This is a genomic window from Stackebrandtia albiflava, from assembly GCF_007994225.1.
Classification (GTDB): Bacteria; Actinomycetota; Actinomycetes; order Mycobacteriales; family Micromonosporaceae; genus Stackebrandtia; species Stackebrandtia albiflava.
Genome location: NZ_VLLL01000005.1, coordinates 4,359 through 24,139, shown reverse-complemented (window position 1 = coordinate 24,139; position 19,781 = coordinate 4,359). Strand labels below are relative to the sequence as shown.

At 69.1% G+C, this 19,781-nt stretch carries 24 protein-coding genes and 1 tRNA gene; 10 read left to right on the top strand and 15 right to left on the bottom strand.

Annotated elements, in window-relative coordinates; all coding sequences use genetic code 11:
* Positions 1–2: 2 nt before the first annotated feature.
* The 5 genes from LX16_RS00925 to LX16_RS00905 form a co-directional block, all read right to left on the bottom strand.
* Positions 3–356, bottom strand: a complete 354-nt coding sequence (locus tag LX16_RS00925; protein ID WP_170283850.1) for an arsenate reductase/protein-tyrosine-phosphatase family protein — start codon at positions 354–356, stop codon at positions 3–5.
* Positions 357–438: 82 nt separating this feature from the next.
* The gene (arsB, locus tag LX16_RS00920; RefSeq protein WP_147131632.1) at positions 439–1,500 is read right to left on the bottom strand and encodes an ACR3 family arsenite efflux transporter; all 1,062 of its coding nucleotides are present in this window, start codon (positions 1,498–1,500) and stop codon (positions 439–441) included.
* Positions 1,500–1,805: an ArsR/SmtB family transcription factor gene (locus tag LX16_RS00915; protein WP_244615627.1), complete on the bottom strand. Its 306-nt coding sequence runs from the start codon at positions 1,803–1,805 to the stop codon at positions 1,500–1,502. Before LX16_RS00915 ends, arsB begins: the two co-directional genes overlap by 1 nt.
* An 89-nt stretch (positions 1,806–1,894) precedes the next feature.
* Complete coding sequence (locus tag LX16_RS00910) at positions 1,895–3,100, bottom strand: MFS transporter (RefSeq protein WP_244615626.1); 1,206 nt, start codon at positions 3,098–3,100, stop codon at positions 1,895–1,897.
* Between the two features lie 29 nt (positions 3,101–3,129).
* Positions 3,130–4,581, bottom strand: coding sequence for an NAD(P)-binding domain-containing protein (locus tag LX16_RS00905; RefSeq protein WP_147131623.1), 1,452 nt, complete (start codon positions 4,579–4,581; stop codon positions 3,130–3,132).
* A 98-nt stretch (positions 4,582–4,679) separates the two neighbouring features.
* Here LX16_RS00905 and LX16_RS00900 point away from each other — a divergent pair, with 98 nt between their 5' ends.
* A complete protein-coding gene (locus tag LX16_RS00900; protein ID WP_147131620.1) occupies positions 4,680–5,018 on the top strand; it encodes an ArsR/SmtB family transcription factor in 339 nt (112 codons plus the stop codon).
* Positions 5,019–5,040: 22 nt separating this feature from the next.
* Here the strand turns inward: LX16_RS00900 and LX16_RS00895 are convergent, their stop codons facing one another.
* On the bottom strand, positions 5,041–6,120 hold the full coding sequence (locus LX16_RS00895; RefSeq protein ID WP_147131618.1) for a flavin-containing monooxygenase: 1,080 nt from the start codon (positions 6,118–6,120) through the stop codon (positions 5,041–5,043).
* Positions 6,121–6,190: 70 nt separating this feature from the next.
* On the opposite strand from LX16_RS00895, the gene LX16_RS00890 reads away from it, so the two are divergent.
* On the top strand, positions 6,191–6,520 hold the full coding sequence (locus LX16_RS00890) for an ArsR/SmtB family transcription factor (protein ID WP_244615625.1): 330 nt from the start codon (positions 6,191–6,193) through the stop codon (positions 6,518–6,520).
* A 61-nt stretch (positions 6,521–6,581) separates the two neighbouring features.
* Complete coding sequence (locus tag LX16_RS00885) at positions 6,582–7,067, top strand: GNAT family N-acetyltransferase (RefSeq protein ID WP_147131613.1); 486 nt, start codon at positions 6,582–6,584, stop codon at positions 7,065–7,067.
* A 171-nt stretch (positions 7,068–7,238) separates the two neighbouring features.
* On the opposite strand, the gene LX16_RS00880 is transcribed toward LX16_RS00885, so the two are convergent.
* From LX16_RS00880 to LX16_RS00870, 3 genes are all read right to left on the bottom strand, one after another.
* A complete protein-coding gene (locus LX16_RS00880; RefSeq protein WP_158645443.1) occupies positions 7,239–7,880 on the bottom strand; it encodes a TIGR02391 family protein in 642 nt (213 codons plus the stop codon).
* Positions 7,881–7,900: 20 nt separating this feature from the next.
* Entirely contained in the window at positions 7,901–8,626 is a 726-nt protein-coding gene (locus tag LX16_RS00875) for a hypothetical protein (protein ID WP_147131608.1), read from the bottom strand.
* A gap of 594 nt (positions 8,627–9,220) precedes the next feature.
* Entirely contained in the window at positions 9,221–9,769 is a 549-nt protein-coding gene (locus LX16_RS00870) for an NADPH-dependent FMN reductase (protein WP_158645442.1), read from the bottom strand.
* A gap of 61 nt (positions 9,770–9,830) precedes the next feature.
* Between LX16_RS00870 and LX16_RS00865 the strand changes: the two genes are divergently transcribed.
* Together LX16_RS00865 and LX16_RS00860 are read left to right on the top strand one after the other, a co-directional pair.
* Entirely contained in the window at positions 9,831–10,310 is a 480-nt protein-coding gene (locus LX16_RS00865) for a MarR family winged helix-turn-helix transcriptional regulator (protein ID WP_147131601.1), read from the top strand.
* A 4-nt stretch (positions 10,311–10,314) separates the two neighbouring features.
* Positions 10,315–10,848 (top strand): GNAT family N-acetyltransferase, encoded by a 534-nt coding sequence (locus LX16_RS00860; RefSeq protein WP_147131598.1) that lies wholly within the window; start codon positions 10,315–10,317, stop codon positions 10,846–10,848.
* A 4-nt stretch (positions 10,849–10,852) separates the two neighbouring features.
* Here LX16_RS00860 and LX16_RS00855 read toward each other — a convergent pair whose 3' ends face one another.
* The 4 genes from LX16_RS00855 to LX16_RS00840 all read right to left on the bottom strand — a co-directional run bounded on the left by LX16_RS00855 (position 10,853) and on the right by LX16_RS00840 (position 13,551).
* Positions 10,853–11,497 (bottom strand): GNAT family N-acetyltransferase, encoded by a 645-nt coding sequence (locus LX16_RS00855; RefSeq protein ID WP_147131595.1) that lies wholly within the window; start codon positions 11,495–11,497, stop codon positions 10,853–10,855.
* A gap of 55 nt (positions 11,498–11,552) precedes the next feature.
* Positions 11,553–11,984: an SMI1/KNR4 family protein gene (locus LX16_RS00850; RefSeq protein ID WP_147131592.1), complete on the bottom strand. Its 432-nt coding sequence runs from the start codon at positions 11,982–11,984 to the stop codon at positions 11,553–11,555.
* A 97-nt stretch (positions 11,985–12,081) separates the two neighbouring features.
* Positions 12,082–12,762 (bottom strand): hypothetical protein, encoded by a 681-nt coding sequence (locus LX16_RS00845; RefSeq protein ID WP_147131588.1) that lies wholly within the window; start codon positions 12,760–12,762, stop codon positions 12,082–12,084.
* A 120-nt stretch (positions 12,763–12,882) separates the two neighbouring features.
* Positions 12,883–13,551: a hypothetical protein gene (locus tag LX16_RS00840; protein WP_147131585.1), complete on the bottom strand. Its 669-nt coding sequence runs from the start codon at positions 13,549–13,551 to the stop codon at positions 12,883–12,885.
* A gap of 146 nt (positions 13,552–13,697) precedes the next feature.
* On the opposite strand from LX16_RS00840, the gene LX16_RS00835 reads away from it, so the two are divergent.
* Both LX16_RS00835 and LX16_RS00830 read left to right on the top strand, forming a co-directional pair.
* Positions 13,698–14,705 (top strand): methyltransferase domain-containing protein, encoded by a 1,008-nt coding sequence (locus LX16_RS00835; protein WP_147131582.1) that lies wholly within the window; start codon positions 13,698–13,700, stop codon positions 14,703–14,705.
* 945 nt (positions 14,706–15,650) lie between these two features.
* The gene (locus LX16_RS00830; RefSeq protein WP_158645441.1) at positions 15,651–16,622 is read left to right on the top strand and encodes a phosphotransferase; all 972 of its coding nucleotides are present in this window, start codon (positions 15,651–15,653) and stop codon (positions 16,620–16,622) included.
* A gap of 16 nt (positions 16,623–16,638) precedes the next feature.
* On the opposite strand, the gene LX16_RS00825 is transcribed toward LX16_RS00830, so the two are convergent.
* The gene (locus LX16_RS00825; protein ID WP_147131576.1) at positions 16,639–17,271 is read right to left on the bottom strand and encodes a TetR/AcrR family transcriptional regulator; all 633 of its coding nucleotides are present in this window, start codon (positions 17,269–17,271) and stop codon (positions 16,639–16,641) included.
* A 66-nt stretch (positions 17,272–17,337) separates the two neighbouring features.
* Between LX16_RS00825 and LX16_RS27345 the strand changes: the two genes are divergently transcribed.
* Positions 17,338–17,613: a hypothetical protein gene (locus tag LX16_RS27345; RefSeq protein ID WP_244615624.1), complete on the top strand. Its 276-nt coding sequence runs from the start codon at positions 17,338–17,340 to the stop codon at positions 17,611–17,613.
* 59 nt (positions 17,614–17,672) lie between these two features.
* Entirely contained in the window at positions 17,673–18,140 is a 468-nt protein-coding gene (locus LX16_RS00820) for an SAM-dependent methyltransferase (RefSeq protein ID WP_244615623.1), read from the top strand.
* Between the two features lie 47 nt (positions 18,141–18,187).
* Here the strand turns inward: LX16_RS00820 and LX16_RS00815 are convergent, their stop codons facing one another.
* The gene (locus LX16_RS00815) at positions 18,188–19,408 is read right to left on the bottom strand and encodes an aminotransferase class I/II-fold pyridoxal phosphate-dependent enzyme (protein WP_170283836.1); all 1,221 of its coding nucleotides are present in this window, start codon (positions 19,406–19,408) and stop codon (positions 18,188–18,190) included.
* Between the two features lie 277 nt (positions 19,409–19,685).
* Between LX16_RS00815 and LX16_RS00810 the strand changes: the two genes are divergently transcribed.
* Positions 19,686–19,762: transfer RNA gene (locus tag LX16_RS00810), tRNA-Pro, on the top strand.
* Positions 19,763–19,781: the final 19 nt, after the last annotated feature.

Sequence of the window (19,781 nt, the reverse complement as noted above, 5' to 3'; positions counted from 1 at the left end):
GCTCAGGCGTCCCCGGGAAGCAGTTCCCGTAGCAACCGCCGCACACGGTCGTCGATGAGGTCGCGGATCTCCCGGACCTCCTCGACGGGTCGGCCCGCCGGGTCGGGCAACGCCCAGTCCAGGTAACGCTTCCCCGGATAGAACGGGCAGGCGTCCCCGCATCCCATCGTGATGACGACGTCCGCCGACCGCACCGAGTCCTCGGTGAGCGGCTTGGGGTACTCCCGGCTGATGTCCAGCCCGATCTCCGCCATCGCCGCCACGACGGCCGGGTTGACCGTGTCGGCCGGTGCCGACCCGGCCGAGCGGACCGTCACCCCGCCCCCGGCGTGGTGGTCGAGCAACGCGGCGGCCATCTGGGAGCGCCCGGCGTTGTGGACGCAGACGAACAGGACCTCGGGTCTCGCGGTCACGGAACTCCTCCTCGGTTCGGATTCACTACGCCTGCGGCGTACGGTCACGTTCGCCGGCCCTTCGGAGCCGGAGCGCGACGTACACCAGCCCCACCAGTACGGGCACCTCGATCAACGGCCCCACCACTCCGGCCAGGGCCTGGCCCGAGGTGACTCCGAAGGTCGCCACCGAGACCGCGATGGCCAGCTCGAAGTTGTTGCCCGCCGCCGTGAACGCCAGCGCGGTGGTGCGCGGGTATCCCAGGCCGATCGCCCTGCCCAGCGCGAAGGAACCCGCCCACATCACCACGAAGTACACCAGCAACGGGATCGCGATCCGTGCCACGTCGCCGGGACGGCGGGTGATCGTGTCGCCCTGGAGGGCGAACAGCACGACGATGGTGAACAGCAGGCCGTACAGGGCGAAGGGGCCGATCCGGGGCAGGAACCGCCGCTCGTACCAGTCGCGTCCCCTGGCGCGTTCACCCCACAGCCGGGTCAGGAGACCGGCGGCGAGCGGTATCCCGAGGAACACCAGGACGTTGAGGACGATGTCCCACGCCGACACGGTGAGTCCCTCGGTGGGCAGTCCGAGCAGCCCGGGCAGGACGTCGAGGTAGAACCAGCCGAGCGCGCCGAAAGCGACCACCTGGAACACCGAGTTCAGCGCGACGAGGACGGCGGTGGCCTCCCGGTCGCCGCACGCCAGGTCGTTCCAGATGATCACCATGGCGATGCAGCGGGCGAGGCCGACGATGATGAGGCCGGTGCGGTACTCGGGCAGGTCGGGCAACAGCAGCCAGGCCAGTGCGAACATGACGGCCGGGCCGACGATCCAGTTGAGCAGCAACGAGGTGACGAGCAGCCGCCGGTCGCCGGTGACGGTGTCGAGCCGGTCGTAGCGGACCTTCGCCAACACCGGGTACATCATCAGGAGCAGACCGAGGGCGATGGGGAGCGATATCCCGCCGACGCTGATCGCGTCGAGGGCGGCGTCCATTCCGGGCACGGCGCGGCCGAGACCGAGCCCGGCCAACATGGCGGCCCCGATCCACAGCGGCAGGAACCTGTCGAGGGTGGACAGACGCGGGGGCGTGGTGGCGGCCATCAGCACTCCCTGGCGCGGCCGGCGTTGGCGCGGGCGCGTGCGGACAGGCCGGCCAGCCCGGCGGCACACCGCTCCAGCGGCTCGGGCAGCAACCGGTAGTAGGTGAACCGGCCGCGCGGCTCCGCGACCACCAACCCGGCCTCCTTGAGGACCTTCAGGTGGTGCGACACGGTGGGCTGTTTGGCGCCGGTGTCGGCGACGAGGTGACAGGTGCAGGCGGGGCCGTCGGCGAGCAACCCGACCAGCCGGGCGCGCAACGGGTCGGCCAGCAGGCGGATCACATCAACCTCGGTTGATATCAACACGGTTCGATGAAACACCATCGCGCCGGACATGTCCACCGGCCGGGACGGTGAGACGTCCCACCGTCGGCCGTGTGGACATGCCGGAACCGTCAGGTGGATCCGGCGTCGCGCCGCGACGTGGCCGGGACCGACCACACCGCGAAGACCGCGGCGAGCAGCACGATCGCCGCCGACGCCAGGAACAGTGGCCGGTAGCCGCCGATCCAGTCGGTCAGCACCGCGCCGACCCACGGGGTCATCGCCATGGCGACGGTGGCCGGTGCGCTGTACGCGCCGTACAGGGCGCCGAAACCGCCCGTCCCCCACCGGTCGGAGACCGCGGTGGCCTCCAGCAGGGTCAGGGTGCCGCGAGTGGCTCCGAAGACGATCACCGCCGCCATCAGGCCGATCGTCGGACCTGCGGCGAAGGCGGTGACCGCGATGGTGAGACCGCCCGCCGCCAGCACCGTCACCGTCCTGGCCCGGACCCCGGTGGCCGCGCTGAACCTGCCGTATCCGACCCGGCCCAGCAGTTGCCCGGCACCGCACAGGCCCAACGCCCAGGCGGCGAACCCGGTCGATGCGTCGTGCGCGGTGAGCAGCGGTACCAGGTTGACCGTCGCGGCGAACATGCCGAAGGTGGCCAGGGCCATCGCCACCGTCAACAGCACGAACGGCCTCGACCGCATGACGCCACCGCCACCACCGGTAGCGGGATCGCGGGTCTCCGGGTGCCACGGGACCTTCAGGAACACCGCGTGAGCCGGCACCGTGACGACCGCGAGCACCACGGCGAGGACCAGGTAGGTGGTCCGCCAGTCGGTGCGGTCGGCGAGCACGGCGGTCAGCGGCGCGAACACCGTGCTGGACAGTCCCGCCACCAGTGTCAACGCGGTCAACGGCCGGATCCTCGACGGCCCGTACCAGCCGGTGATCGCGGCGAACGCGGGCTTGTAGAACACGCCCGCCTGCGCGATCCCCGACAACGCCCAGGCCGCGATGTACCACAGGGGACTTTCGGCGGTGGCGATGGCGGCCACCGACACGACGCCGAGTACCGAGCCGGCGGTCATGACCGGCCGGGGACCCCACCGGTCGAGTAGCCGGCCCACCGGGACACCCGCCACCGCCGACACGGCGAGCCCGACCGAGAAGCCGCCCATGACGGTGGTGGCGGACCAGCCGGTGTCGGCGCCGATTCCGCCCATCAACACCGGGAACGCGTAGTAGAGGACGCCCCAACTGGTGATCTCGGTCGCGCACAACGCGATCAGGCCACGGCGGCGGGCGCGATCCGCACCGGTCGGAGCGGACACGGCCGCCGCCGTGAGACGTTCGCCGGTGGTCATGCCGGGTCGGCGCCGCCGCAACACCCGGACGCCTGGGCGACCGGCAGGGTCGCCACCGCTCCGGAGTGGCCGTGGGCGACACCGGTGGCCAGGCCGCGTGCCGGCGGCGCGGGCGCGGCGGCGGGGCCGCCGCAGCAGGACTCCGACGAGTCGGCGAAGACGACGTTGCCCGCCTCGTCCTCGGTCACCGGCTGCGAGGAGCAGACACCGGTCTCGGGGAGTTCCAGGTGGACGGCGTCGGCGGCCTCGCGGTCGCCGGCCAGCGCGGCGGCGATCGACCGGACCTGTTCGTATCCGGTGGCCATCAGGAACGTGGGTGCCCGTCCGTAGCTCTTCATCCCGGCGATGTAGAAGCCGGTGTCGGGGTGGGCCAGTTCGCGTTCGCCGTGGGGCGGCACGGTGCCGCACGAGTGGAAGTTCGGGTCGACCAGCGGTCCCAGGCGGGTCGGGGCCTCCACCGCCGGGTCGAGGTCCAACCGCACCTCACGCAGTATCGACAGGTCGGGCCGGAACCCGGTGGCCGCCACCACGTTGTGGACGTCCACGGCGGTCGCGCCGTCGGCGGTGTGCCCGGACACCGTGACGGTGTCTCCCGCCGGATTGAGGGCGTCGATCGTCAGCCCCGCCAGCAGGGTGACCCGCCCGGCGGTGACCAGTTCCCGCAGCCGCGTGCCGAGAGCGCCACGGGCGGGGAGCGCGTCGGCGTCTCCACCGCCGTAGGCGCGGGCGGCCGAGGCGGCGCGGATCGCCCAGGTGACGCGGGTGCCCGGCGCGGTCTCCGCCAGTTCCGCCAGTGTCAGCAGGGTGTTGGCCGCCGAGTGGCCCATACCCACGACGAGGGTATGTCTGCCCGCGAAGCGGGCGCGGGCGGCGCCGAGGACGTCGGGCAGCGGACCGGTCAAGTACGGGGCGGCTTCGGATTCTCCGAGCGCGGGAAGCCCGTGTGCGCCGAGCGGGTTGGAGTGTCCCCAGGTGCCGGAGGCGTCGATGACCGCGTCGGCGCGCAGGTCCTCGACGGTGCCTCCGGAGGTGCGGATCCGGACCAGGTAGCGGGTGCCGTCTCGTCCGACGGTGCGGGTCTTGTCGACGCCGGCGCGGGCGACGGCCACGACCGTGGCACCGTAGCGGACCCGGTCGGCCAGTTCCGGGGTCGCCGCGAGCGGGGCGAGGTAGTCGGCCACGAGTTCCCCACCGGTCGGCAGGTGGTCGGGGTTCGGTGCGGTCCAACCGGTGGCCGACAACAGGCGCCGGGCGGCGGCGTCGATGTTGAAACGCCACGGCGAGAACAGCCTGACGTGGGACCATTCCGCCACCGCCGCGCCGGCGCGGTCGCCGGCTTCGAGGACCACGGGGGTGATCCCGCGTTCCACCAGGTGGGCGGCGGCGGCCAGTCCCACCGGCCCGGCGCCGATAACCACGGCGGTCGATACGGTCGTCGTCTCGGACACGACCGGCTCCTTTCGTTCGGGGAGCCCCACCAGGCTCCAATGAACGCAAGTATTACCAGTGATTGCTGTTGATGGCAAGTTCGGTGCATAATCGATTCATGGCTCAGACGTCGGACACCCTGCCCGTCTCCATCACCGACCAGGCGTCCCGGCTGGCACCGCAGCTCAAGGCGCTCGCCGACGAGACGAGGCTCACGCTCATGCTGCTGCTCGCGGAGCGCCCCCGCAGCGTGCGGGAACTGACGGAGGCCACCGGCCTGTCCCAGACACTCGTGAGCCACCACCTCACACCGCTGCGGGAACAGAACCTGATCGTCGCCACACCCCGGGGCCGCGCCAACATCTACTCGGTGTGCTGCGACGAGGTCGCCGTCCCGGTCCGGATGCTCGCCGGCCTGACTCGGCCGGCGAGCGACGAGGACTGCGCCTGCGACTGACGGCGTGTGCCCGCAGGTGTCATCACCCGAGCAGGCGATGACCTCCACGGGCGACGGCCGCCACGGCCGGAGCGATCGCCGCGGCGTCGGCGAAGACCCCACGCAGGGTGTTGGACGCGAACGAGCGCTGGAACTCCAGCCCCAGGTACGCGAGTCCGGCGTGGGTGGTCGACAGGCCGCCGGAGTGCAACGGCGCTCCCGTGGCGTCCAACGCGCCCAGCGCTCGCAGATAGCCGAGATCGGGACGGTAGCCGGTGGCCGTGATCACCGCGTCCACCGGTTCGGTGGTGCCGTCGGACCAGCGGACGCCGTCCTCGGTGAACGTCGTGAACATGTCACGCCGATCCGGCCTACCGGCGGCGAACGCCTCCGCGTATCCACCGATGTCCAGGACGGGCGCGCCGTCGAATAGGAGTGCGACCCAGGGCGCCGGAAGCGGATCCACCGCAACCGTCAGTACATGGTGGACGTCACGACCACCGGGACGGTGCGGCACGAGCGTCAATGGTTCCGTACTGGCGACCGTCACCGTCGCGACCTGCGCCAACTCACAGGCCACCTGCACCGCCGAATTGCCGCCGCCGACGACCACGACCCGCGATCCGGCGTACGGAGCGGGGTTCCGGTAGTCGGCCACGTGCCGGACGATCCCCCGGTATGCCGCCGCACCGGGCAACTCCGGCGTGTACGGATTCCCGAACGATCCGGTCGCGGCCACCACGGCCCCGGCCTCGAGGGTGTCGCCGCCGGCCGTGTGGACGACGAACCGGCCGCCGTCGTGGCCGACCTCGGTGACCCTGACGCCGGTGCGGATCTCGGCGTCCAACCCGGCGGCGTACCGACGCAGGTACTCCGCCACCTCGTCACGGGTCGGGTGATCGTCGGGGTCACCGCCGAAGGGCAGGCCGGGCATGGCGTTGAACCGGTTGGAGGAGAACGCCTTGAGTGAGTCGTAATAGTGGGGCCATGAACCGTGCGGCTCGGCGGCGGCCTCCAGGACCACGGGGCGGACTCCGGCGGCGCCCAGGGCGCCGGCCGCGGCGAGACCGGACTGCCCGGCTCCGATGATCACGACGTCGGTCGTGTGTGGGGTGGTCGTCATGCCGACATCATATCGTCATTTCGCGAAATGACAAATTGACGCGACGGAATCCACGCGGCATCCTTGACCGGTGGCGACCACACGAGACGAGCTCAGCCCCGAGGCGCAGGCGTTCCTCAAAGCCCTGGCCAGCCCCACCCGGCAGGCCATCATGTGGGAGTTCGCGGACGGCGAGCTGACCGTCACGGAGGTGGCCGAGCGGCTCGGGCTCGCCCAGTCGGCGGCGTCGACCCACCTCGCGACCCTCCGGGACGCCGGCCTCCTCATCTCTCGCAGGGAGTGGAAGACGGTCCACTACCGACCGGATCCCGCCGCCTTCCTGCGGAGCCTCGAAGACCTGCGCGGCCACCTGCTGGCGTGTTGCCCACCGGCCGAGACGGACACCGGAGGCGACGATTAAAATATATCCATAGTGGACCCAGCGGTCGCCGCGCTCCGACGCCCCGCTAGGGTCACCGGACATGAGACTCGAACCGACGGTCCGCATCCGCAGGGCCACCACCGCCGACGCACCCGGATACGCCCGGTGCGTCGGTGGACTGTTCGCCGAGGACGCCGGCACCCGGGACGACACGATCGACCAGACCTGGCCCGCCCGCGAAGCCGCACGTCACCTGCTCGCGAACCTCTCGGACCCCTCGCAACTGTTCCTGACGGCCGAGGCCGGTACCGACGTCGGCGGCATCCTGTGGGGCAGGATCTCGCCGCCGGACCCGTTGCGCACCGCCGACAAGGCGACCCTGCTGAGCATGTACGTCTCGCCACCCCTGCGGAACCGGGGAGTCGGAACCCGTCTCCTGTCCGCGTTCACCGACTGGGCGCGCGGCCACGGCGTGACACGGCTGTCGGTGACCGCGCACGCCGACAACGCCGACGCCACCCGGTTCTACCGCCGCCACGGCTTCACCCCGTACCACCTGACGCTGGAAGCCGGCCTCGCTCCGTGACGCCCGGTACCGCGAGCATCTGCCAGCCACTTCAATGCCTCGCATGCATTTAGATCTAACGACGGAGTCACCACAAAAGCGCTGGTGATGAACTTGCCCCTTTACCTCAGGCCTGCGTGATCCAATATTGGTCGTAAGGGCGATTTCTGATTACTGGGTCTTCTCAATCCCCTATGTGGCCCGTTTCCGCCGGGCACGGGTCGCCAACATCGTTACTTGCATGAGATGCTGAACGGTTTCGAGCATCATCAACGCAGTCTCAGGTATGTCAACAACCCAGGAATTGTGCGCTCGAGGGTTGCGCCATGCTGCGATGACCCCCTGACACATCATCATGTGCCCTCGCTGTTCGCTCTTTTCACTCTGCGTTCTGAGAGAGTTAATACGAAGCTTAGGGTTCCTTTCCGAAAACACCGAGGTCATCAGTGCGTCTCCGTCTTCCACGCTGCCGGACTTCGCGCGAACGCACTCATTTAGAGCTTTCACCCCTGCCTCTACGGAGTCGGCAAAGTGTGCGGTTATGAATCGTGATCTGGTCACCGCACGTAGGCTTCCGATCGTAATACGTCGGTCATAGTCCGTAATCCAATCATTAAGTACAAGAAGGTCGTCGTCAATTGACACGACTTCAGGCTCTCCGTCAACAACCACTACTGGCCTGTTTGCCGATCTTTCAGCTTTGTATCGGTATTCAATGAGATCACTTGCAATCTTCCTGCCAACAGCCAGTGTTTCCAGCTGATCTACAAAGTCCGCTCGAGTGCAAGTAAGCAAGATACCTGCATCCCACTGAATTCTATTGCTGGCCAGCACGATGCCCTCCCCATGCACCGTCATTTCCCATACAAATGCTTCGCCATGCTGGCGAAAATTTGATCGATCTGGCCAGTCGTCGCATCAGCAGGTATGTGGATCTGAATGTCAAGGTGAAGATTGGGCCGCCCCGAGCCAACCTCGGGCTTACCTTCAATAACAGATTGTCGCAATGCGGGCTCTACCTCGACCTTGGGCAGAGCCTTCTTTGCTACCTTCGTAGCCGCCTCCGCCCTTTTCGTTTGTTTCCCATTGGACCTTTGGTCACCAACAAAAGGTTCAGGGATGATCTTTCCTGCGATCATCACGTATGTTGCAGCCATCTGACGCGCATTGGATCCTCCGAAGCCCTTGTGCTCGAGCCATGTCTGCACCTGTTGTTGATCGGGCTTGCCCTCATGATCCACCAGTGTCGCTAGGTCGGAGGGGTAGACATCCGCCAGTATTTCGCCACACGCGTCAGGATAGGTCAGGTCGACTCGCCATTTGTTCCCACGGTCGGTGAGCGTTCCATCTTCGTCTATGAGGCCGAGACGTTTCATCGGGGAGACGGTATTGTCACGGGCGCTATCGGGGCTCGCCATGCCCAGCATTGCCGCAACGTTCGCCGGCGTGTACTTCGTAGTCGGAGCAGAAGATGCCCGCGCCCGAAGCGCTCTCCACGCCTTGCTAGAAATCTTGGGATAACCGACAGTTGCCATTTTGGCCCCCTTTCTGGGGTAGACCAATATCTTCGAAGCCGTCATCGACCAGAACTATCTTCGAACGACTCTCGCTCACAACGGACTACCCAGCCGTTCGACTTATATTCATGGACGGAGGAGTCGGGCAACGTTTCCCGCCAGACACGATTGGAGCCAAGTGCGCGCTGATGAAAACCTAAGGTGAACTGTATACCGATTCTTCGAGATACCACAGAAGATGAACGCACAACGAGGAACGCCAACTTGCCTGCACATCCAGTTCAGGGATAACTTCCCCATCGTCTGCCCATCCGGGCTGCCGCAGAACCAATGGCCATCCAATCAGCTGGTGAACCGACTATCGGAAGGGTGCTTGTCCTGTCAGCGGGACGAGACAAGCGCCTGGGACGGGTAGCTAATCCGTGAAGAACCACAAGCCAACGATCGCCACATCAGGCTGGAGGTAATGTTCGAGCTGATAAGACCTTCCACACCAGTACGGCACGGCCGCTGCGACACCCACGCGAAACCGCGGTTGACGACCATGTTGCCCCACAGCGGTTTGATGCGAAGGCTTCACGGTCGGCAGAACCGTTCGCCGACCACGGATCCCCACCACCGGAACGGCGGCGCCGGTTCTTCGGTCGCCGCTGCCGGTCAGGCGGCCGCCGGAGCGATGAGACCCGTCAGGGCGGTCAGGCGGTGCCCCAGGCCGTACAGCGCCTCGGCGTCGCGCTCCGTGGTGGTCAGTCCCGCCTCGGACACCCTGGTGGGCAACGGCAGGAACACCGACCCGGCGAACAGCATCCTGAGCTGTCCCAGCACCGGCAACAGGGCGGTGGCCGCACGGGTACCCGAGGAGGTGTTGCCGTAGGCGAGGATCCCGGCGGGCTTGTCGCGCCATTCGAGGGACAGGAAGTCCAGCGCGTTCTTCAACGGGGCGGGGAACGATCCGTTGTATTCGGGGGTGACGAACAGCATCGCGTCCAGCGCCGCGACCCGGCGGGACCAGGCCCGGGTGTGGGCGTGCGCGTACACGCCGGTACCGGCGTGTTCCGGTTCGTCCAGGAAGGGCAGGCCGACCTCCCGCAGGTCGATCAGGTCCACCTCGGCGACGCCGGACAGCACCCCGGCGGCCCAACTCCCGACGTCGCCGCCGATCCGGCCCGGCCGGGTACTGCCCACGATCACTCCGATGACGGCCATGCGGTGCTCCTCAAACTCTCGGTTGTTGACTTGACATGTCAAGTGACGGTACGCTCCGATCATGGCACACGAAGACTCCGGCAGGCTCGCCGAGGCCGACCTGCGCGCCTGGCAGGCACTACGGCAGATGAGCAGACACCTGGACGCACAGCTGGCACGTGAACTCGCCGAGACCGGCGATCTGTCCATGCAGGACTACGACGTGCTCTCCGCCGTCGCTCCCGCCGAAGGACGCAGGCTGCCCGCCAAACGACTCATGCTCCACCTGCAGTGGTCCTACTCACGACTGTCGCACCATCTGGGCAGGATGGAGAAGCGACGGCTGGTCACCCGATGCCCGTCCGACACCGGAAAGGGCGTCGACGTCGTGGCCACCGTGACCGGATATCAGGCACTCCGCGCCGCCACCGGCGCCCACCTTCGCGCGGTGCGGCGCCTGTTCGCCGACCGGCTGCTACCCGGCGACGCCGCCGTCATCGAGGCGCTCGGCGACCGGGTCTTGAGCGGCCTGCCCGGCCCCACACCCACCCGGGGGTGGTGACGACATGACGATCCGGTTCGCGTACGCCGACGACGCCGAGCCGCTGTCGGCACTGGCAGCGGAGACGTTCCCGCTGGCCTGCCCGCCCACACTTCCCCCTTCCGACATCCGCCGGTTCATCACCGAGCACCTGTCCCCCGCACGATTCACCGAGCACCTGACCAACGAGACACGCACCCTGCTGTTGACCGAACGGGACGACCGGATCACCGGATACGCCCTGCTCCGGAACGAACCACCGGCGGCCGACGTCGCCGCCATGCTGCCGCAGGGGCACGTCGTCGAACTCAACAAGTTCTTCCTACGAAGCGATGAACACGGCAACGGTACAGCCACGGCGTTGCTGGACGCCGTCACCGACCACGCCGCCACCACCGGCGCCGGGTACATCTGGCTGGGCGTCTCGCGGGACAACGCCCGCGCCAACCGGTTCTATCAACGGCACGGATTCTCACTCGTCGGACACAAGAGCTTCACCGTCGGCGGCACCGTGCTCCCGGAGGACTTCGTCCGGTTGCGGACCCTGCCGGCAGGCTGACCGATCAGGTCTCCCGGACCATGGTGAGCTGGTGGAGCCGCCGGCCGTCGTGACGGATGCCCGGCACCAGGGGTGTCGGGCCGTGCGGACGGAAGCCCATCCTCGTGAAGAACCGCACCGCGCGCCCGTTCTCGACGAGGGTCTGGAGGTGGCAGCCCGGTACCCCCTTCTCCCGCAGCCGCTCGAACCACCCGCGCATCAACATCTCCGCCGCGCCCGTCCCACGCGCCTCCGGCACCAGGTTCACATGCAGGTGGGCGGGCCAGCGGGGATCCGTCAACTCCCCGGCGGACGGCCGGCGCCGGATGAACCCGCCGAGGCCGTCCATCGCCGCGCGCGCGAAGAAGCCCCACGTCGCCGGACGGGTCATCAGGCGGTGCTCCCGCATCGCCCTTTCCATGCGGACCGACTCCGCGGGCAGCGCGCCCGCCCCCAGGTCACCCGCCAGGTATCCCACCAGGCGGCCTCCGGATTCGGCCAGGAGCACCGACTCGGGGTCGGCGTCCACATAGGCGAACAGATAGATGTCCGCCTCCGATTCCGGATGGCCCCACAACCGGCCGGAGGGCGAGCCCTCCCCCACCCGGGGCAGCAGTTCCCGCAGAGCGGGGCGATCCGCCGCAGTACACGGCCGGACGATCGTGTCCACGTGACACCTCCTCGACCCGCTCAGTGTATCACGTACACAGAAACGGGACCGGCGGTCACGGCGGCCGGTGATACCAGTCGTCGCCGGTGGCCGTGCGTCTCAGGTAATCCCGCAGCCCGGAGGCGACCTCACGGCGGTCGTCGTCCTCGTGGTCCCACACCCACACCGCGTCCCCTCCCGTCGGGAACGCGAACTGGTCGCCGTTGCCCGCGTCCCCGAAGAACAGCAGCGAGTCGAAGGGCCGGTACAAGCCCACGAAGTCCGGCGCGCTCCTGAACTCCAGGTTGTCGCACACCACGCGCCGCCACGGCCACACGATCTCGGTCCCGTACCGGTCGAGGAGTCCGTCCGACTCCCGCCACAACCCCGCGAGCTCGTCCGGGACCGGCCCACCGACCAGGTCCGCGACACCCGCGAGCGCCGCCGGGTCGGCCGGCGGGCACAACGTGAACCCGGCGTCGAGACCGGCGACGAAGTCACTCCACATCAGACGGATCCTCGAGGTGTCGCGCCGTGGCCGCCGGATCGTGGTGGCCGTAGCCGATCGCCGTCGCGACGGTCTCGCACGGCACCGCCACCTCCGCTCACCGCCCGGACCGTTCGGGGTCGTCGATCGCGTACAGCAGGTCCACTCCGGAGCCGTCCGGCAACAGGACCCGCTGGTACCGGGCGGTTCGGGGCCGGTAGCTGCGGGGAAGCTCACGAGCGACGACGCCCTGCGTCGAGAACTGCCCGTGGGAGTACTCGAACACCGGTGTCAGCCTCACCGGTTCGGGCGGCAGCGACGGCGCCGCGTTCGACACGGGGATCTTGTTCCGGAGGTTCGCGATGGCCGTCTTCACGTCCACCGGCTCCTCCGGGGCGATGTCCACGTCACCGGTGGGATCCGCCTGGAGGTAGGCGAACCGGCGGTCGGTGAGCACCCAGAAACCCCGGTTCCGCTTCACACCGGGCGCCAGGTGCCCGGAGGCCAGGCAACGGGGATCAGGGCCGAAGGCCACCACGGTCGCGGGCCGCTTCTTGCCACCCGTGCCGAAGTCGCCCGCCTCCATGATCAGCCACAACAGGATCGGGAACAGGAAGGTCCACTTGAGAATGCGTAGGATCAGCGGGCTCTTGAACTTCCCGTCCCGGTTCCGGCGGGGCATCTCCACCAGGACGTCGGTACGGGTGGACACGTACAGCAGCCGCTCACCGGGCAGCAGCCACTGCCGCGACACGGTGTTCTCCGCGTCGTGGGCCAGAGCGAATCGACGGTGGGACACGATGGGTCATCCTCGGAGGAGCGCGGGACGGTTACGGAGCACAGCATGCCTCCCCGCCGCACGGCTCGGGCACGGCGTCCCGGTCCACCGCTCGTGCCGATGACGCCGCTGGCCCACGTGTCACCGGCGAGGCGGTTCGGGAGGCGTGTCGATCAGGTCCACGCCGGAGCCGTCCCGTAGCAGGATCCGGTGGTACCTGGCGGTGCGGGGTGTGAACCCCAACGGCAGTTCGCGGACGACGACGCCCTGCGGCGAGAACTCGCCGGGGCCGTACTCGGCCACGGCGGTCAGCCTCACCGGTTCGACCGGCAGGTCCCGATGCCCCATCGTCACCGCGACCTTCTTCCGGGTGTTGCGGATGGCGGCCTTGACGTCCAGCGGTCCCGCCGAGGCGACCAGCCCCTCCCCGGTCGGAACCGCCTGCAGGTACGCGAAGCGGCGATCGGTGAGCACCCAGAAGCTCCGCCTCGGCTTCACGCCCGGGGCCAGGTGCGCCGAGGCCAGACACCTCGGGTCGGGGCCGTAGGTCACGGTGGACGCCGGAGGCCCGTTGGGTTCCGGTTCCGAGATCTCGACGGCGTGCCACAACAGGAACGGCCACAGGAAGACCCACTTGAGGATGCGGAGCATGAGGGGACTCTTCAGCTTCCCCGCCCGGTTCCGCCGTGGCATCTCCACCAGGACGTCGGGACGGGTGGACACGTACAGCAGCCGCTCACCGGGCAGCAGCCACTGCCGCGACGCGATGTCCACGGCGTCGCGGACGGGGTCGAACTGGCGATGGGACACGTGGGGTCATCCTCAGGGGATCGCGGGTGGAATCGGGGTGCGGTCTCAGGATGCAACCCGGCCGCACGATTTCGGCACGGCACCGTGCGGCCTCCTCGTGCGCCTGTACTACGCGAGACGTACTACGCATCGCGTAGCATCCTTCCGTGCAGACCAACGACGCCCAACTCCTCGTCCTGTCCGCGCTCGCGGGCGGCCCCCTCCACGGGTATGCCATCAACGCCGCCATCGCACGACTCTCCGGACACCGCCTCGGCCCCGGAAGCCTCTACGGCGCGATGAACCGGCTGCGGGCCAAGGGACTCATCGAACCGGCCGAACCACACGGCCGCCGCAATCCCGTGCGGCTCACCACGGCCGGGCAGGCGGAACTACGCCGAGGCGTGGCCGCCATGTCACAGGTGTTCGAAGCCGTGACCCCGGACCGCGTCGACTACCTCGACCGTGCGGCGCGCTCGTCCGCCGGACACTCCTACAAACCGCTGCTGCGGGACGCGTTGGACATCCGGGGCGGCCACACCGTCCTCGACCTCGGTTGTGGGCCCGGCACCGACCTGGCCGCCATGGCCGTGCCCGGCGCCCGGGTGATCGGCCTCGACAACGATCCGGTCATGACGGCGACGGCCACCGAACGCACCCGGCCACCGGTAGAGGTGGTACGCGGCGACGTACACGACCTCCCGTTCGGTGACGCGACCATCGACCGGGTCCGCACCGACCGCGTCCTGCAACACGTCGCGGACCCGGCGCGGGTCCTCGCCGAGGCCCGGCGAGTGCTACGCCCCGGCGGCCGGCTCGTCATGGCCGAACCCGACTGGCACACCCTCGCCGTCGACCACCCGGTCGCCACGATCAGCGCGGCCTACACCCGGTTCATCACCGAGCGGGTCGTGCGCAACGCCGGTATCGGCCGGGCGCTCGCCCGGCTCGCCGCCGACGCCGGATTCACCGTGCCTCACGTCGTCCCCGTGACGCCGGTGTTCCGCGAGGTGGTCGAGGCCGACCGGATCTTCGGCTTCCAGCGCAACACGGCGCGGGCGGTGGCTGCCGGTCACCTCACGCCGGAACAGGCGGAACGGTGGCTGCGGCATCTGTCGGAGGAACCGTTCCTGGCCACGGTCACCCAGTTCGTCGTCACCGCCGACCGGACCTGACCGGTCAGGGTCCTCTCCGGACGGTGCCTCGTTCGCGGGTACCCCCGACAAGGCCGGTGACGGCGCCTTCAGTAGGGCGCCGTAACGGCCCGACCCGCCGGCCACGCTCTCCGGCCATCGCGCGGACCGCCTGGTGCGGCCGAACGCCGCCAGGGCGGTCAGGACGTCCCGGTCGTCAACGTACTCGGCGAGCCGTCGTTGCAGCCGATCCGACCAGTCCGAGACGCCCGCCCGCAATTCCTCCGGAATCAGAGCGCCGGAAACCGCGTGGCGGAGCAGCCCGACCTCCCGCGACCGGCGACGGCAGTACGGCCGGTCCTCTAGCGGCAGGACGTCGATCCAGCGGTCGTGAGTGGAACCGTCGAGCCGCTCCAGCGCCGCCACGACCACCGCGGTCGCCAGCGCCCGATCGGGTTCGACGGCCACGGCGGCGCGCAGCAACTCCAGGGCGGCGGGAGATCGCAGAGCGTTCCGGTACAACGGCCACCGCGCGTGCGAGTCGAGAAGCCCGTGGCGCCGACTTCGCAACGTCAGGGCCGCGATCACCGACATGTCGGGCACGTGACCTCCACCTTCCCTAATTCTTCCCGCTTGGTCCCCGCCGACTTGGTCCCCGCCCGGTAGACGGATCGCGCCTGATATGCCCGTTTCATGCATTGATAACCGGATTCACCGAGGACCAAGCACGACCCGGCGGGGACCAAGCGGGGTGGGGATGTCACCGTATCGGGTGCCGGGTGCCGCAGTCCACAGTGCTTCTCGAGCGGGCCTCCTTCGGCTGCCGGTTACCATCGGAGCCCCCACCCGGGGGCGAACCGGGCAGTACCACGGTGACCGCCGAGTCGGTGACGCCCCGGATCACCCGCCGGCGGAGGCACCGAGCCGGCCGACCGACCTCGACCCTCCACGATGTCCGCCAGTGTCCGATCCCCCCAGGGAGCCGCAGTGATCTCCGTTTCGCGCCGCGCCGCACACCACCACGTGAGCCGACGGCTGGCCGCCATGAGCGACACCGGAATCGGCACGCTGCTGGCCGAGGCCGAACCGCTGGGCACCGGGATCGGCGGCAGCACGATGCGCACCGACGTCGACGGGGTTCCGTTGTTCGTCAAGCTGATCCGGCTCACCGACGTCGAACGCCGCGCGGGAGACGGCCACACCGGGAACCTGTTCGGGCTGCCGCCGTACTGCCAGTACGGGGTGGGTTCGCCGGGTTTCAACGCCTGGCGGGAACCGGCGGCGCACGACGCGGCCACCCGGTGGGCGCTCGCCGGAGAGACGGTCGGCGTGCCACTGACGTACCACCACCGCGTGGTGCCGTTCGTCGGTCCCGCGGCCAAGCCGGAGAACGGACCGTTCGACGGTCATCCCGCGGTCGCGGCCCGCATCGCCGCCCTGGCCGCCGCCACGCACTGCGTCGCGCTGTTCACCGAGCACCTTCCCGAAACGGCCGTCGGGTGGCTCGCCGGCCGCCGCGACGACCAGTTGCCCGACGCATACCGATCATTGTGGACGCAACTCACCGACACGGTCACGTCCTTCGGGCGCCACGGCCTGCACCACTCCGACGCCCACCTCGGGAACGTCCTCACCGACGGAACGCGCGTGTACCTCACCGATTTCGGACTCGCACAATCGACGGACTTCGCGCTGGACGCCGAGGAAGTCGCCTTCCACGGCCGCCACCGGCACTACGACACCGACGAGGTCACCACCGCCGTCCTGGTGTCGTTGATGCGGCGCCTGCACGGCGACGTCACCGGGCCGCTGAAGGGGTACGCCGCCGGGAAACCACCCGCCGACGCGCCGGAGTGGGCGCGCGGATTCGTCGCCCCGCACGCCGCCACCGCGCTGCGGGTACTGCGGTTCGTCGAGGCGGTCGTCACCGCCCCCACGACCCCCTACCCGCGACCCTGAGGACGGGGCCGAGCCGTCACTCCCGGCACAACTGCGCGCGCAGCGTCCGACAGGTCCACGCCTTCCAGCGTTCGACGTCCCACCCACGGCGTTCCACCATGACGAGGTACAGCTCGGGACTCAACAGTCCGAACAGGATGTCGGTGGCCTCCGCGGTCGTGAGTTCTTCCCGGGCGTCGGGTTTACGCAGCAACGCGGTGGCGGAGGCCGTCAGCACGACCGCGCGGGGGTCGTCGTCCTCGGGCCACATGGCCGCCACGTCGGGGTCCATCGCGGCGGCCGTCTTCACCACCCGGTCGATCGGCGCGAGACGTTCCAGGATCGCGCCGCTGCCCTCGACCTGCCGCCGCAGGTGTTCGGCCGCCGTCGGAGCGGCGATCATCTCCCTGAACCAGGGCCTCTCCATGGTGGCGACCGGCGCGTCGTCGCCCGCGACGGTGACGTCCACGAGTTCCTTGAGGACGGTCCGCTTGTTGCCGAATCCGAAGTAGATGGTCTGGACGGCGACCCCGGCACGGTCGGCGACCTCCTGCAACGAGGTGGTTCCGTACCCCTCGGAGACGAACAGGTCCCTCGCCGCCGCGAGGATTCGCGCGCGGGTCTCCCGCGCCTTCTGCGCACGCCTGCCGCCGCTCTTGCCGGTCACCATGACCAGAGTGTATAACTGGACTCGTTCACTAGTGTCGAACTCTAGAGGAGAACTAACATGTCCGTCGTGACGATCACACGCTTCCACTCCGACGCCGCATCCGAAGAACTCGTCGCACGCCACACCGCGCTCGTCGAGGCCACCCGCGCGGTCAACCCGGGTCTCGCCTCCACCTGGCTCGGCCGCGCCTCCGACGACGCCTGGGTCGGCGTGTGGCGATGGGAGGACGCCGCCGCACTCGACGCCGCCAGACGGAACCCTCCCGCCGAGGCACCCGCCGTCTTCGGTCTGGCCACCACCACACCTACGGTCGAGGAGGTCACAATCACCGACCTACGCTGACCCGCCGGTACCGGGTGCCCCATGATCACCGGACACGTCCGCAATCCGAGGAGCATCACGTGCAGTTCACACCGATCGGCCGGGTCGTAGGCGGCCGCGCCGAAGCCGTCGAGGACCACTGGCGGGACACCACGGCCGTCATCCGGCTCGACGGCGACCGTTTCACCACCGCCGCGGTCGTCGGCCTCGACGAGTACTCGCACCTCGAAGTCGTCTTCGGCTTCGACCGCATCGACCCGGACGCCATCCGGGTCGACACGCCGCGTCCGGCCCGGGGCAACCCGGAGTGGCCGCCGGTGGGGGTGTTCGCGCACCGGGGACCGTTCCGGCCCAACCGGATCGGCGTGTCGAGGTGCCGACTGATCGAAGTGGACGGGCTCGACCTACACATCGCCGACCTGGACGCGCTCGACGGCACGCCCGTGTTCGACGTCAAGCCCTACATCCGGGAGTTCGGCGTCCACACGCCCGTACGGCAACCGGAGTGGGCCACCGCGCTCATGCGGGAGTACTACGAGCCCGCCTGAACACGTCACCCCGCCCGCCCGGCATCCGGCCGGGTGGGCGGGGGCGGTCACGCGACGGCGTCGCGGTACCCGACCAGCCGTTTCGCACCCTCGATCAAGGTGGCCTCGTCCTTACAGAACGCCAACCTGACCAGGTGCCGTCCCGCCTCCGGGTGGTCGAAGAACGCCACACTCGGCACCGCCACCACGCCGGCCCGCTCGGGCAGGTCGAGACACAACGCCATCCCGTCGTCGGTGCCGAAGGAACGCGCGTCGGCCTGCAGGAAGTAACTCCCCGACGTCGGATACACCTCGATCCCCGCCTCCCGCAACGCCCCGGAAAGCAAGTCGCGGCGGACCGTCAACGACCGGCGCAGTTCCTCCACCCAGTCCATGCATTCGCGCAACGCCGTCACCGCCGCCAACTGGAAGGGCGTCGCCGCCGTGAAGCTCGCGTACTGCTTGACACTCGTCACCGCCGCCACCAGCTCGGCCGGGCCACACGCCCAACCCACCCGCCAACCGGTCGCCGAGAACGTCTTCCCCAAGCCCGACACCGACAGGGTCCGCTCGGGCGCCGACGTCGCGACCGGCACGTGCCGCACCCCGTCGTAGGTCAGGTACTCGTACACCTCGTCGCTGACGATCAGGACGTCGTGCCTGCGGCACAGTTCCGCGATCGTCGCCAGTTCCTCCGCCGTGAACACCTTCCCCGTCGGATTGTGCGGCGTGTTCATGATCAAGACGCGGGTCCGGTCCGAGAACGCCGCCGTCAACTCGTCCGGATCGAACCGGAACTCCCCCTCGGTGTACCGCAACGGCACGGCCCGCCGGGTCGCACCCGCCATCACCGTCGCCGCCGCGTAACTGTCGTAGTAGGGCTCGAACACCACCACCTCGTCACCGGGGCGGCAGAAGGCCAGCACCGCGGCCGTGATCGCCTCGGTCGCACCGGCGGTCACCACCACCTCGGTGTCCGGATCGAACCCGGTGCCGTACCGGTCCGCGCGCTGCTCCGCGACCGCCTCACGCAACGAACGCACCCCCACCGCCGGTGCGTACTGGTTGTTACCGGCCGCGATCTCCCGCTGCGCCCGCGCCAGCATCGCCGCCGGTCCACCGCCGTCGGGGAACCCCTGTCCCAGGTTCACCGCACCGGTGCGGACCGCCAACGCCGCCATCCTGGAGAAGATCGACACCCCCAACTCCGGCCGGATCGGCGGCACGGCCGGGGTCGGGCCGCTTCGAGCCTCGGCCGGCTGAGACGAGGGGGACGACTGTGCGGTCATGGGCACTCCCGGAACTCGGAACGGACGACGCTCGCGGCCGATTCCACCATCCCATCCCCGTCGACGGGACGGTGGGCGACCCGCGACCCGAATCTCGTTGGCCCCGCCACCGGGCGCTGCGGTACGCTACCTGCGGCCGTCACCACCGCACCACCGGTACGGACCACAACTTCATATTCGGGACGTAGCGCAGCTGCGGCGAGCTTGCGAGCCGCACTGAAGCACCGCGTAGCGCACACCGTGCGCTACCAAGCTGCGTCTCACAACTTCATATCTTCGGGACGTAGCGCAGCTTGGTAGCGCACCCGCTTTGGGAGCGGGGGGTCGCAGGTTCAAATCCTGTCGTCCCGACCAGTACATCGACGACCTCGAC

Bases quoted from the DNA above. Each gene is read 5' to 3' on its own strand.
- LX16_RS00925 (WP_170283850.1), bottom strand. From the start codon at position 356: ATGGCCGCCGCGTTGCTCGACCACCACGCCGGGGGCGGGGTGACGGTC.
- arsB (WP_147131632.1), bottom strand. From the start codon at position 1,500: ATGGCCGCCACCACGCCCCCGCGTCTGTCCACCCTCGACAGGTTCCTG.
- LX16_RS00900 (WP_147131620.1), top strand. From the start codon at position 4,680: ATGGCTCAGACGTCGGACACCCTGCCCGTCTCCATCACCGACCAGGCG.
- LX16_RS00895 (WP_147131618.1), bottom strand. From the start codon at position 6,120: ATGACGACCACCCCACACACGACCGACGTCGTGATCATCGGAGCCGGG.
- LX16_RS00885 (WP_147131613.1), top strand. From the start codon at position 6,582: ATGAGACTCGAACCGACGGTCCGCATCCGCAGGGCCACCACCGCCGAC.
- LX16_RS00875 (WP_147131608.1), bottom strand. From the start codon at position 8,626: ATGACGGCTTCGAAGATATTGGTCTACCCCAGAAAGGGGGCCAAAATG.
- LX16_RS00870 (WP_158645442.1), bottom strand. From the start codon at position 9,769: ATGGCCGTCATCGGAGTGATCGTGGGCAGTACCCGGCCGGGCCGGATC.
- LX16_RS00865 (WP_147131601.1), top strand. From the start codon at position 9,831: ATGGCACACGAAGACTCCGGCAGGCTCGCCGAGGCCGACCTGCGCGCC.
- LX16_RS00860 (WP_147131598.1), top strand. From the start codon at position 10,315: ATGACGATCCGGTTCGCGTACGCCGACGACGCCGAGCCGCTGTCGGCA.
- LX16_RS00850 (WP_147131592.1), bottom strand. From the start codon at position 11,984: ATGTGGAGTGACTTCGTCGCCGGTCTCGACGCCGGGTTCACGTTGTGC.
- LX16_RS00825 (WP_147131576.1), bottom strand. From the start codon at position 17,271: ATGGTGACCGGCAAGAGCGGCGGCAGGCGTGCGCAGAAGGCGCGGGAG.
- LX16_RS00815 (WP_170283836.1), bottom strand. From the start codon at position 19,408: ATGACCGCACAGTCGTCCCCCTCGTCTCAGCCGGCCGAGGCTCGAAGC.